The organism is Gulosibacter sp. GYB002, assembly GCF_036577665.1.
Taxonomy (GTDB): domain Bacteria; phylum Actinomycetota; class Actinomycetes; order Actinomycetales; family Microbacteriaceae; genus Gulosibacter; species Gulosibacter hominis.
Genome location: NZ_JARBDD010000015.1, coordinates 1 through 12,604, shown reverse-complemented (window position 1 = coordinate 12,604; position 12,604 = coordinate 1). Strand labels below are relative to the sequence as shown.

Genomic DNA, 12,604 nt, shown 5'->3' with positions numbered 1-12,604 from the left:
GGGACATGGAAGACCTCTGTATGTGCGAGATGGCGGCTGTGGTAAGTCCCACACTCCAATCAGAGGTCTTCCCCTATGTCCAGCCGACCCGCCGCGCGTGCCTAACCTCCGTGGTCAGTACACCTAGGCGTTGCGACGCAGGCGCAGCCGCAGCAGTAGCCCGGAAACTCCGAGCGCAACAGCAAACCAGCCAAACACGCCAAATGTGCCATCAACACCGGTGCCGACAATCTTCTGCTTTTTGGCCGCACCCTCTTGCTGACCGGCTTTATCAGCCGAAGTCTTTAATGCATCCTCGAACGCACCGGCAGGCACGCTTTCGTACCCCTCAACAGAAGCATGCGTCGAAGTCACCCGCGGCTGCACAGCACCGCCATTACCAGGCTCGGCAGGCACCACTGCCCCACCGCCGCTACCGGCATTGTCACTGCCGTCCTCATCGGTCGCGGGCGCAGTTTCAGTGGCCTCCGGGCGCTCCGTCGGCGAGGGTGGCGTCGTAGACTCGTCCGGAGCAGGTTCAGTGGTGGTGGCATCCGGTTCAGTCGTCTCGCCCGACGTGAGCGTCGGGTCGCCGACGGTTTCACTGGGTTTCTGAGTCGGAGTGGGCTGTGCAGTTTCTGTCGGCGCACCGGTTTCAGTCGGTTCGGGCGTCGTCGTCGGATCCGCCGGCGGTTCGTGAATTTCAGTTCCGGTCGGTTCGGGCTGGGGTGGGTCAGTCACGAGCTCGCCGGGCTGATCGACGCGGCCGTCTTGATCCACTGAAAAAATGCCGTCGGTGCTATCGGGAACGTCGGCCGCTGCGGTGAGCGCGGGAGCGACCAGGACTAGACCGGCAACAACAAGCGAGGTGCCGACCAGCTTGTGCCAGCTCGATGCTGGTGAGCGAAGCATGCCCCATCCCCCTGAGTCAGGCCACCGGCCACGAAAAATAACAATCTGATAGAGATACTACCGTCACAGTGCGGCAATTCCGACCGCATCTCTAAAGATCTACCTAAAGACTGACCCCTCGCCCGGCACGCTCAGGAAAAAACGATGCGGGCCCAACCTTTCAGTTGGACCCGCACCAGGTTTGCGGCTGAGCCGCGAGAAAAACGTGACTACTTGAGGGTCACGGTTGCGCCAGCGCCCTCGAGGGCTTCCTTGGCCTTCTCGGCGGTTTCCTTGTTGACACCCTCGAGCACAGCCTTGGGGGCACCGTCAACGAGAGCCTTAGCCTCACCCAGGCCGAGCGAGGTCAGACCACGCACCTCCTTGATGACGGCGATCTTCTTGTCGCCAGCGGCTTCGAGGATGACGTCGAACTCGTCCTTCTCCTCAGCAGCCGGAGCGTCGCCACCGGCAGCGGGGGCGCCCGCAGCAGCAACTGCAACCGGAGCAGCAGCGGTAACGTCGAAGGTCTCTTCGAAGAGCTTCACGAAGTCGCTGAGCTCGATGAGGGTGAGCTCCTTGAACTGCTCGATGAGCTCTTCAGCGGTGAGCTTTGCCATTTTGTATCTCCTTAGATGGTGAAATTACGCCGCGGGTCCGGTTGGACTAGTTCGCGGATTCCTGCTTTTCGCGCAGCGCGTCGATAGTGCGAACCGCCTTCGACGCAGGCGCGGTGAACATGTATGCGGCACCGAACATCGAGGCCTTGAACGCGCCGGCAAGCTTGCCGAGCAGCGTTTCGCGGGACTCGAGGTCGGCGAGCTTGTTGACCTCTTCCGGGGTGAGCGGCTTGCTGTCGAAGTAGCCGCCCTTGATCACCAGGAGAGGGTTGTCCTTGGCAAAGTCGCGCAGTGCCTTGGCAGCGTCGACAACTTCACCGGTCACAAACGTGATAGCGGTCGGACCGCTCAGGTAGTCGTCGATGCCTTCGATCTCGGCGTTCTTGGCCGCGATCTTGGCGAGCGTGTTCTTTGCCACGGCGTAGGTTGCGTGCTCACCGAGTGAACGGCGCAGCGTCTTTAGCTGCGTCACGGTGAGACCGCGGTACTCGGTCAGCACAATCGCCGACGACTCGCGGAACTTGTCCGTGAGTTCGGCGATAGCTGCGTCCTTGTTCGCCATGGGTCTCCTCTCAATGCTGTTGCACGTCCGACACGGATGCGCCGGACGCACCGCCGGTGCGCTTCTCTACGAGGCACCAAGTCCACGAAAAAACGCTCCGGCAGATGGCCGGAGCGCGAACGCGCGAATGCGCATGCGAGAATGCTCGTGGTCACCTGCGCGGGCCGTCTCATCGGAACCTTCGTCTGACATCTGCTTGCGCACACGCCAGTCACCAGCGGTCTAAGGCTGTGTCAATAGTAGCCATAGACGTTACGCAGGCGCAAGCAGAAATCTGAGTTAGGTCGCGAACTGGCGCGAGATACTGAAGACATGCCGAAACTCGGATACACCGCCGCGCAAATCCGCGCCGCCGAAGCGCCCCTGCTCGCACGCAATGTGCCGCTCATGCAGCGCGCATCGGCAGCGCTCGCCGACCACGTGCTGAGCCTACTGCCCACACCAACAACAGCCCGCGTCACCGTGCTCGCCGGCGCCGGCGACAACGGCGGGGATGCGCTCTATGCTGCGGCCGAGCTCGCACGCGCTGGTGCTTCGGTAGAGATCGTCGCGGCGATGGGCAAACTCCCCGCCGCCGCATCCGAAGCCGCTCTCGCCGCTGGCGCGCACCTGCTGGCGGACCCCGCCAATCCGAATGCGGCCGCCACAAGCGCAGCAGCCGCTGATGTTGTGGTCGACGGCGTGCTCGGCATCGGCTCGGGCGGCGTGGCCGCGGGCGGGCCGCCCGCCCTGCGTGGAAACGCTCGCAAGGTGGTTGCCGCAGTGAAGGCCGCAATCGACAACGGCCCGCTCGTGGTGGCGGTTGATATTCCCAGCGGAATCGACCCCGATAGCGGCGAAGTTTCCGAACCGGATGCGGTGCTTGCGGCTCATCTGACGGTCACCTTCATCGGCGTCAAGGCAGGGCTTTTGCAGGGCGACGGCCCCGACTATGCCGGCAAGGTCTGGCTCGAACCAATCGGTGCCAGCCAGGGGCTGCTCGGCGTGACGCCGAGCATCACCGTTCACTAGTCAGCACCGGCCTACGCCACGGGCATCCGTAATCTGGTTAGCTTGCGGGCCGGTTCTCGGAAGAAAACACCGAGTCTTCGCCGAACCAGTCGCGGGTGGCTTCGTCCCAGGTGCCATCTTCGAAGGCTCGCTCGAGCCAGGTGTTCACCGCATCCCGAAACTCTTCGTCGTCTTTGGGCAGCATGTATGCGAGTTCCTGTGTATTGAAGGGTTCATCCGCATTCACCTGGCACAGTTCGGGGTGCTCGTGTGCAGCCCAAACCACCTCGGGGGCGTCGGTGACCATCACGTTTGCGTTCCCGGAAACGATCTCTTCGAAAATCGAATTGTTGTCATCGAAGCGGATGATCTCGGCGTCGCTGAAGTGCTCATTCGCGAATTCTTCATTGGTGCCACCGACCGGGGTAATCACCACTGTCGTCGGCTGGTTGATCTCTGCGATGGTGTCGAAGTCCTCCTCGTCACCGCACGTGGTGATCGCAGCCTTGCCGCCGTGGATAACCGGAATTGAAAACGCCACCTGTTCCTTACGTTCGTCGGTGACACTGATACCGCCAACAGCGATGTCGCAGCTCGAAAGGAAGGTAGGCATGAGTTCCTTCCACGAGGTCTTGACGTACTCAACTGTGATGTCACGGCCCGTCTGCTCCGAGAGGTCTGCCGCGAACGCCTCGACCATCTCAATGTCGATTCCTTCAAACTCATCAGCACCACCGGCTGCATAGCTGAAGGGACGGTAGTCGCCGGTCAGGCACGTGTGCAGCACTCCGTCAGCGACCGGGGCGAGGTCGAGAGTCTCGCGAGCGTCGGCCTCGGTTCCGGTGTCATTGGATTCCGCCGCTGTCGTTCCCGGGGCAACGTCGCCAGCACTACAGGCGGAAACAAAGAGCAGAGTGCAGGCGGCTGTTGCAATCAGCGAAGCGGCTCGAAAACGAAAAGGCATGGTTCACCCCGACTAGCGTCATTGATAGAAGAGTGTGGACACTCTAGCCGAACCAAACTGTGCACCAGCGGGCAAAAGTGATGCTTTTACGCTGCCCAGGCCAGTCATGACAGCAATTTTGACTCGACCCTGCACAGCGCATCCACGGCAAAGCCGCGGGCACTCTGCCTACAGCGAGTCGAGCTGTTCGAGCACGTGGTCGGCGAGCCGCACGAGCTTTTCGATTTGCGCGTCGTCGCGCTCAATCCACACGGCGCGAGGCTCAGCATCCTGCACCACAAAATTGTGGTGCACCTCCCACACAAAAAGCGTGCGCTCAACCCCAACCACATATTGCTGCCACCACACCTGCCGCAGATATTTCGGCGGGATGCGGTTCCAGTCTTTATTGGTGGTCTTAATTTCGGCGAGCACCACCTCATCGCCCCACTGCGCCAAGCCGTCGGGCGTGGCAAGATGCCGTTCATTATCGGCCGCGCGAATCAGCAGCCCGCAGCCGGCGATATCGTGTCGCTGCCGCATCCATTCCACAATCTGCGGTTCGCGCTTGCGCCCGTGCTCGGTATAGGCATTCCCAACGAAACCGCCGCCCTGCACCTTGTCGATCACCACTGAACGCACCGATTTCGCGCTTGCCAGCCGCGCCGCATCGGTTGCGGTCACTCCCCGACGCCGCGCCTGCAACCAGCGGTTAGTATCTTCGGCGGCGCACACGATGCGGCCTGCCAGCTCACCGCTCACTCGCGGCTGTTTGAGTTCGTCGAGGATTCCCGCGCGCCAGACCGTGCCCACACTCGGCGCGAGTACCGAGTCGGCCGGCCGGGTTTCGGGCACCACAAAACTCGCCGGCTGCAGCCTGGCTTTGGCGATATCGACGGCAGTAGCTTCGGCGAGCTCATCAGGGCGAGACTCGGGGTCGGCCAGCGCGAGGGCGAGCGGACTGAAGTCTCCAGGTTCTGGAATCCGCGCCCCGGCCGATTCCGGCTGCGTGGGACGGAAAAAGACCATGCCGGCCATTGTGCCACCGCATCCTCGTTCGCACGGCCTCCCCCGCCGAGGATGCACCGAACGGCTCTAGGCCGACGGCGTCTCAAAAAACTTTGTTGGCTCCGACAGCGGCTTGTCAGGGTCGGGCCGTTCAACAGTTGCCTGCGGCAGCGTATCCATCGATTCGATGATCGTGGTGGGCACCTCAACGGCGAGCGCACCGTACATGACGGCGTGGCGCAGCCCCTTCTGCAGCGACAGCTTCGGCAGCGTACCGTAGTCGGCCCGACCACCAGCCTGGCCGCGCCCCTGAATCGAATGCCCAACAAAACCGGCGAGCGACGCATCCCCGGCACCGGTGGTGTTCACGACCTCGCGCGCCGGAGCGTATCCCCACCACGCTTCGTCGCGGGTGATGGCCAGCGCACCATCGCCGCCCATCGACACCAGCGCCACCTCGATGCCACTGTTTTCAACCACTTCCCGACCGGCCTCGAGCACATCGCCGACGGTTTCGAGATGACGACCCACCAGCGTGGCAATCTCATCAGCGTTGGGCTTAATGAGGTCAACCAGCCCCGAGTTCGTCCATTTTTCGAGCGATGAACCGGATGAATCAAACGCCACGCGGGTGCCCAGACGTCGCGCCTCGCTGAACAGCTCACCCAGATCAACCTTTTCGTCGGTTTCGGGATGGCGCGGAATCGATCCCGAAACCACCAGCCAGTCAGCGCGCAGCGACTGAATTTCGTTGACCGCCATTTCAATCACGTCATCCCACGCGCGCTGCGGAATCGGCACCGCTTGCTGGTTGACGTTGGTGGTGCGCCCGTTCGTTTCGAGAATCGCAGTGTTTACTCGCATCCGGCCTGGAATTGGCAGGATGCGCAAAATCTGCGGGTGCGGGGTGCGGAAAAGCAGATGTTCATCTTCACGACCAATCGGCAGCACTGCCGAGGTGGGCACGCCGGCAACACGCAGCGTGCGTGAAACATTGATGCCCTTACCCGAGAGGAACTCCTGAATTTCGGTTGCACGGTTGACTTTGCCGGCGTCAAACACGTCCACAAAGTAGGTGCGGTCGATCACGGGTGCGGGGGTGAGCGAAACCACTGCGGCCATTACGAGTTCCTTCCACTAAGTGCATCCAAACTAACCCTTTTGCGTAAATAGTCGCTCCGCATCCGGCCGATTCGGTCACGGTTTCTCAAGCGCGCCTCGGGCACACTTGGGGCATGACCGACTCAACTGCCAAGGATGTTTCGTCACTGCTTCCCACCGGCGATCGGATGCGCGCACTGGTTGCCACCGGGATCGGCGGCACCGAGTGCCTCGAAGTGCGCGAGATGCCGCTGCCGATCGTGGTGCATAGCGATGTGCTGGTGCGAGTGTATGCCTCCGGGATCAACCCGATTGAGACCAAGACTCGCGCGGGATCTGGGATGGCCGCGGTGATTGATCACCCGTTTGTGCTCGGTGGCGAATTTGCCGGTGTGGTCGTAAAAGCACCGTTTGAGCTCGCCGAATTTCAGCCGGGCGATGAGGTGTGGGGCATGCTGCTCACACCCCACTATCAGGGTGCGCAGGCCGAGTATGTTTCGGCGCCGATGATGTCGCTAGCCCATAAGCCGCGTTCGCTCGATTGGACCGCGGCCGGTGCGGTGCCTCTGGCGGCACTCACCGCGTGGTGGGCGGTTGTTGAAGCAGCCCGGGTGCACAGCGGGCAGCGGATGCTCATCCACGCCGGCGCCGGTGGCGTGGGCCATTTTGCGGTGCAGCTGGCGAAGTTTTACGGCGCGCAGGTGGTCACCACCGCATCCGTCCACAACCATGAGTGGCTGCGAGAGCTGGGTGCCGACCGGGTGATCGACTATCGCAATGAGCGATTTGAAGAGGTAATTGATGAACCGGTGGATGTAGTCATTGATTTGATCGGCAACGTGCACGACAACACCGGCACGCGTTCGCTTTCGGTGCTGCGCGATGGCGGCCTGATCATCAATGTACCCACCGGATCGTGGCCAACGATGCACGAAGAGGTCGCGGCGGCCGGCCGCGGACTGCGGGCGTCGGTGTTGAAACTCTCGCCCGAGGGCCGCATTTTGCGCACGCTCGCGCAGCTGTTTGATCAGGGCGATCTGCGCGTGCATGTTGATGCGGTATTTGGTCTCGACGAGGCTGCCGAGGCACACGCGCGTATTGAGCAGGGGCACACGCGCGGCAAACTCGTGTTTGATTTGCGCCGGTAGCTCACCTATAAGCGGGAAACGTCAGAGGGGCTCAGCTAATGCTGAACCCCTCTGAACCGGTCATCAATTTTGACGGTTACGACAGTGCCGAAACGTCGAGCGGGATGCTCGGGCCGAACGTGGTCGAAACGTTGGCCTTCATGATGTAGCGGCCCTTCGACGACGACGGCTTGAGGCGCACGACCTCTTCGATCGCGGCGCGCAGGTTCGCTTCGAGCTTGTCGGTGTCGAACGAAGCCTTACCCACGATGAAGTGGAGGTTCGAGTGCTTGTCAACGCGGAACTCGATCTTGCCGCCCTTAATGTCGGTAACAGCCTTGGCTGCATCCGGGGTCACGGTGCCGGTCTTGGGGTTCGGCATGAGGCCACGGGGACCGAGAACCTTACCGAGACGACCGACCTTACCCATCATGTCGGGGGTGGCGACGGCCGAGTCGAAGTCGGTCCAGCCGTCAGCAACCTTGGCGATGAGCTCGTCGCTACCGACCTCGTCGGCGCCGGCTGCGAGGGCAGCTTCGGCGGCGGGACCCTGCGCGAACACGATCACGCGAGCGGTCTTACCGGTACCGTGCGGCAGGTTGACGGTGCCGCGCACCATCTGGTCGGCCTTGCGGGGGTCGACGCCCAGACGCATCGAAACCTCGACGGTCGAGTCAAACTTCTGCGAGGCGGTTTCTTTAGCAAGCACGGCAGCCGCATCAACGGTGTAGAGCTTGCCCTCTTCGATCTTTTCGGCCGCGGCGCGGTACGCCTTCGACTTCTTTGCCATGTTGTGCTCCTTACGAGAGTGTGCGGTCGAACGAGCCAGGCTGGCTCTCCCGCTAAAAGTTGGGATGCGCGGCGTTCATGCCCCGTGCACTCGGTGCAGGATGCGAACCCACGCGGGTGCGGCTAGTTGCCGGTGACCTCGATGCCCATCGAACGGGCAGTACCGGCGATGATCTTCGCAGCGGCTTCAACGTCGTTGGCGTTGAGGTCGGCCATCTTGGTCTGGCCGATTTCGCGGCACTGGTCGAGCGTCATCTTGCCGACCTTGTTGGTGTGGGGCACACCCGAGCCCTTCTTCACACCGGCTGCCTTCTTGATGAGTTCAGCTGCCGGCGGAGTCTTGAGCGTGAACGTGAACGAACGGTCTTCGTACACGGTGATCTCAACCGGAACCACGTTGCCGCGCTGCGACTCGGTGGCGGCGTTGTACGCCTTGCAGAACTCCATGATGTTGACGCCGTGCTGACCCAGAGCCGGACCAACCGGGGGTGCCGGGTTAGCGGCGCCAGCCTGGATCTGCAGCTTGATCAGACCCGCGACCTTCTTCTTCGGTGCCATGTGTTTTCCTTTCATCGAGTGGATGCCGCAAGCATCCCTCTCCCGCCTCGCGGGCCGATCCCGCGCGCGGTGCTTGTTGTCTTGGCCTGCCTAGCGGCCAAAGCACAACCTAAACAGGCTACCCCGGTTAGGCGCGAAACGCCACCATGCCGTGTCTGCGGATGCGATTACAGGGCTGAACTGGGCGGTTGACGGCTGGCGATTACCGCCGGCACAGCTGCCGAGGTGAGACCTGAAATCACACCGATTCCCATGCTCAGAGGCACAAGCCAGGATGATATTTGGGCTTCCCAACCCTGTGCCAATGACACGAGCAATACGCCCACCACACCGCCAAGCGCACCAAGGGCTCCTCCGATGGAACCTATCAAGACGCCCTCGACGAGAAATCGGGCGGCGACTCCGCTACGTGACAGCCCCAAGGCGCGCCGCAAGGCTATTTCGGAAGATCGCGCGAGCACCGAAAGATACATCGACGTCGACGCACTCACCGTGGCCAGCACCAGCAGCGTGACCGCCATGATCCCCACCAGCGCATCAAGGTCGGTAGCGACTCCGAAACGCAAGTTCCGCAGGTCAGCGACGGTTTGTACGCGGTACTTGCCGGGTTCAGCAGCGTCGAGCTGCAGTGGTGCCGCTTCGGCAATCGCTGCCGCATATCCAGGCTCGGTGCGAATCAGCAATTCGGCCTGGCCCGAAGGCAACTTTGATAGGAGCGAAAGCGGCACGAGTATGGCGTTGTCAAGCCCGGGGCGACGGTCACCGGTCGTGAAAGTGTCAACTACCTGAACATAGTGACCACCAACCACGAGTGTGCCGTCTTCGCCGGAGCTTGGTAACTGCAACGCACGCTGCGCTTCAGCTCCCACCACTGCAACTGTCGCAATATTTGATGCCGCAAACAGCTCAACTCGGTGCGGCTGTGAAAGTGTAAGGTCGTTCGCCGCAAAGAACGAGTCATCAACTGCAATGAGTTGAAGCGGCGTAGTTGGGGGTTCCGCGTCACCCTGCAGTCGAGAAACTCCTGTGCTGCCGAAGGGAAGCTGCACACTGGCGGTGGCATATTCAAGGTGCGGTAGCTGTAACGTGCGCTCGCGACTCTCTACGAGCTGCTCGCGTAATTGATCCGGCGCAACCTCTGGCAGCGTGATGCGCACTTCATCGAAGGCTGCCGCGTCGAGTTGATCGGTAATTTGTACCGCTGCGGTCTGGCTCAGGCCCACCGAGGTCACAAGTCCACCAATTCCGAGCGCAAAGGCCAGCACCAAGAACCCGGTGCGGATGCGCCGCAGCAACACTTCGGTGAGTGCCTCGCTGACCACATCGGCGGCTCGTACGTGCCAGTTCTTTGGTCTTGGCTGCATGGCGGACGAAGCTTCGGCGCCACTTTCGACGGGTTCATCAGTGTGCCGCGTCGACGGTGGATTCGGCCCGGTGTCTTCAACGATCCGGCCATCAACGATGCGAATAGTGCGATGGGCGCGCTCGGCAACTTTTTCGTCGTGAGTGATGATGATGACGGTTGCGCCGAGCTCGTGCAAACTTTCGAGATCTTCGAGCACTCGTTCGCCGTTGAGCGAGTCGAGACTGCCGGTAGGTTCATCTGCCAGCACCACAGCTGGACCGGTGGCCAGTGCCCGGACAATTGCCAGCCGCTGCCGTTCACCACCCGAGAGCACACCGGCAGGAGTCTGTGCGCGAGAAGCGATATTGAGGCGCTGAAGCGCCCGATATGCTCGCTGGGATCGTTCATCGAGCGGTACGGCGTTCGGAACCATTCCGAGTGCAGCATTAGCGTGCGCACTCAGGTGTGGCAGCACATGCGATGCCTGAAAGACAAACCCGAAACTTGTGGCGCGCAGCTTATCTCGCTCACGTTCGCTGACGGTGAGCATGTCAGCACCCTGGTAGCAATAGCTTCCTTCATCGGGCACATCCAACAACCCGATCAGCTGCAGCAGGGTGCTCTTACCGGCACCCGAGGCACCGACGATCACAATGTATTCACCGGAATGGATTTCTAGATCGATATCGAACACCCCGGCACTGGCATCGGTGCCGTAACGGCGCGTGACCCCCTGTAGCTCAATGAGGGCGCTCATATCAGCACCGGATCGCCAATATCCAAGCCAGGTGCTTCAATCGCTGCCCAACCGCCGGCACTGGTGATGACGGTAATCGAAACCCGACGAGGTGATTGCGCAGTTTCTGAGGGCGGTACCAAAACGTAGTCGCCCTCGTCATCGTGCCGCACCGCGGTTACCGGTACTGCGGTTACTTGATCAGCGGTGATTTCTGGTTTCACCTGCACCTGCGTGCCGGTGTTTAGCGAGGCAAGTTTGGGATCGGTGGAGCTCACCACAATGTCGTGGCCGGGTGAGCGCCCTTCCCCACCCGCGTCAAAGGCGCCGACACGCTCGATGGTGCCTGTAAAGGTTGTCCCGGCACCGGTGATGGTTACGGTAGCGCCCTCCGAGAACTGCTCGACGCTGGCCACATCGGCTCTTGCGGTAATCATCCGGTCGCCAACCCGCACGGTTGCAAAAGGTTCTTCGTCTGTGACCGTATGAGCCGGCGCGGCAGCTGAGATGACAGTGCCGCGGCCATTCTCGACGGCGGCGAAAGCCGCCGCCGGAATTACCGGCTCCACTGTCTCTGTCACTGACGGCTCTTGTTCAGTCGCAGCGCCGTCGTCGGTTGCCTCTTCCTCGACGGCATCGGCCGGTGGCGCGGCTATCGGACGCGTAGGAAGAGAGTATCCCGCTTCACTGAATATTGAGATGACGGTGGCCATTGTGTCCCAGTCGAGCCTGCCCGTCACTTCGACCGCATAACCGGCTCGTGACAGCGAGCTTTGCAGGGCAGCGACGTCGTCCCCCTCATCACCGCCAACCAGATCGCGATAGAGGGGCAATGGCGCCGGCAGCGCAAACACCGGCACATCCGCAATCGAACCAAGCAGCGCACCCGGAGTGACTTCACTGCCTGTCTGCAAAAGTTGTCGAGTGATGACTGGGGCCTCAGGCAATGCTGCCGGTCGAATTCGCTGTGTCTTCCCTTCGGAGACCGCCCCCTGCACCACTGTTTGGGCAACCACCGACCGCCGCTCAACGTGCGCGGTGGCTGGAATCGATGCGGTAGCTGCAACGAGTGCGTCATTGCGCGGCGAAGTGGTGAATTTGCCCAGCAAGAACGCGCCAACCACAGCAACCAGCACAATTGACGCAGCAACGATGGTTCGCCCCGGGAACGCGACCCTCGAAAGCGCAGGCTCGCGCGTCATCTTGTTTCGTGTTGGCATTTCAGCCCTTCGCTGCAATGTAGTCTCGCGCGGCCTGAAGTATCTCTTGCTTACGTTCCTTAAGGGGTTTCAGTTCGGCCTCGTGGCGGTCGATAAGTGGCTGCTCGTACGAGGCCACCAGGTCACCCAGTCGCTGAGTGAGTGAGGTGTCGTTATTGCACCGAGCCTCAATGACTGCTATCCGAAGGAGTTCTTGACTCGATTCAGCGCCGTCAGACTCGAGCAGCTGCTGCGTCTCGACAGCGCGCTCCACTCTTCCGGCTGCTCGGGTGGGGTCAGGTCGTTATCCTGCAGGCACTGTTTCCAAGGTTTGCGGGCAGCTTCCCACTCGGGGTCTTCAGCAGCGAGTCGATAGGCGTCGGTGCTCAGTTCGCTGGCCCGACCAAAGTCGTTTTCGTCGTTGTTCGCCTGGAATGCTGCTGTCTCTGGGTCGTTCAGGAACTCTTCTTCGCAGCGGTCAAGCGCAGCCTGCCACTGGTCGCCGCCCGCAGCCGCGTCCTGGTCCCAGGTGAGCGCCACAGTGCTTGGAGGATCGCTGTAGCCATAGACAGTCGCGCGATCTTCAACCCACAATCCGAAGCGACGATCATCAAGCACCTGGTCTTCGGCTGAAGTGCCCCAGGTTTTGTTCCGTTTGAGTAGATGGGAAAATCTGGAACATGCCTAGAAAATTTGATCAGGATGCTAAGGACCGTGTGGTCCGCCTCGTGGAAGATCGCATCCTGGCGGAGAACA

Annotated in this window: 13 protein-coding genes; 2 read left to right on the top strand and 11 right to left on the bottom strand. The window is 61.5% G+C overall.

Annotation, left to right across the window (positions count from 1 at the left end; genetic code table 11):
- Positions 1-123 precede the first annotated feature (123 nt).
- From PV375_RS09640 to rplJ, 3 genes are all read right to left on the bottom strand, one after another.
- Positions 124-891, bottom strand: coding sequence for a hypothetical protein (locus PV375_RS09640; RefSeq protein ID WP_332107121.1), 768 nt, complete (start codon positions 889-891; stop codon positions 124-126).
- Between the two features lie 209 nt (positions 892-1,100).
- On the bottom strand, positions 1,101-1,490 hold the full coding sequence (gene rplL, locus PV375_RS09635) for a 50S ribosomal protein L7/L12 (protein ID WP_201518518.1): 390 nt from the start codon (positions 1,488-1,490) through the stop codon (positions 1,101-1,103).
- Between the two features lie 46 nt (positions 1,491-1,536).
- Positions 1,537-2,052, bottom strand: coding sequence for a 50S ribosomal protein L10 (rplJ, locus tag PV375_RS09630; RefSeq protein WP_201518519.1), 516 nt, complete (start codon positions 2,050-2,052; stop codon positions 1,537-1,539).
- Positions 2,053-2,364: 312 nt separating this feature from the next.
- Between rplJ and PV375_RS09625 the strand changes: the two genes are divergently transcribed.
- The gene (locus PV375_RS09625; RefSeq protein ID WP_332107120.1) at positions 2,365-3,063 is read left to right on the top strand and encodes an NAD(P)H-hydrate epimerase; all 699 of its coding nucleotides are present in this window, start codon (positions 2,365-2,367) and stop codon (positions 3,061-3,063) included.
- Between the two features lie 37 nt (positions 3,064-3,100).
- Here PV375_RS09625 and PV375_RS09620 read toward each other — a convergent pair whose 3' ends face one another.
- From PV375_RS09620 to PV375_RS09610, 3 genes are all read right to left on the bottom strand, one after another.
- The gene (locus tag PV375_RS09620) at positions 3,101-4,006 is read right to left on the bottom strand and encodes a transporter substrate-binding domain-containing protein (RefSeq protein ID WP_201518521.1); all 906 of its coding nucleotides are present in this window, start codon (positions 4,004-4,006) and stop codon (positions 3,101-3,103) included.
- A gap of 168 nt (positions 4,007-4,174) precedes the next feature.
- Positions 4,175-5,023, bottom strand: a complete 849-nt coding sequence (locus PV375_RS09615) for a YqaJ viral recombinase family protein (RefSeq protein WP_332107119.1) — start codon at positions 5,021-5,023, stop codon at positions 4,175-4,177.
- A 57-nt stretch (positions 5,024-5,080) separates the two neighbouring features.
- Complete coding sequence (locus PV375_RS09610) at positions 5,081-6,115, bottom strand: 1-phosphofructokinase family hexose kinase (RefSeq protein WP_332107118.1); 1,035 nt, start codon at positions 6,113-6,115, stop codon at positions 5,081-5,083.
- A 113-nt stretch (positions 6,116-6,228) separates the two neighbouring features.
- Here PV375_RS09610 and PV375_RS09605 point away from each other — a divergent pair, with 113 nt between their 5' ends.
- Complete coding sequence (locus PV375_RS09605) at positions 6,229-7,242, top strand: NADP-dependent oxidoreductase (RefSeq protein ID WP_230972586.1); 1,014 nt, start codon at positions 6,229-6,231, stop codon at positions 7,240-7,242.
- A gap of 76 nt (positions 7,243-7,318) precedes the next feature.
- On the opposite strand, the gene rplA is transcribed toward PV375_RS09605, so the two are convergent.
- The 5 genes from rplA to PV375_RS09580 form a co-directional block, all read right to left on the bottom strand.
- Positions 7,319-8,011: a 50S ribosomal protein L1 gene (rplA, locus tag PV375_RS09600; RefSeq protein ID WP_201521146.1), complete on the bottom strand. Its 693-nt coding sequence runs from the start codon at positions 8,009-8,011 to the stop codon at positions 7,319-7,321.
- A gap of 122 nt (positions 8,012-8,133) precedes the next feature.
- The gene (gene rplK, locus PV375_RS09595) at positions 8,134-8,568 is read right to left on the bottom strand and encodes a 50S ribosomal protein L11 (protein WP_201518524.1); all 435 of its coding nucleotides are present in this window, start codon (positions 8,566-8,568) and stop codon (positions 8,134-8,136) included.
- A gap of 167 nt (positions 8,569-8,735) precedes the next feature.
- Complete coding sequence (locus PV375_RS09590) at positions 8,736-10,670, bottom strand: ABC transporter ATP-binding protein/permease (protein WP_332107117.1); 1,935 nt, start codon at positions 10,668-10,670, stop codon at positions 8,736-8,738.
- The gene (locus PV375_RS09585; RefSeq protein WP_332107116.1) at positions 10,667-11,869 is read right to left on the bottom strand and encodes a hypothetical protein; all 1,203 of its coding nucleotides are present in this window, start codon (positions 11,867-11,869) and stop codon (positions 10,667-10,669) included. The genes PV375_RS09590 and PV375_RS09585 overlap by 4 nt, the downstream gene beginning before the upstream one ends.
- A 177-nt stretch (positions 11,870-12,046) precedes the next feature.
- The gene (locus tag PV375_RS09580; protein ID WP_332107115.1) at positions 12,047-12,466 is read right to left on the bottom strand and encodes a hypothetical protein; all 420 of its coding nucleotides are present in this window, start codon (positions 12,464-12,466) and stop codon (positions 12,047-12,049) included.
- Positions 12,467-12,604 lie beyond the last annotated feature (138 nt).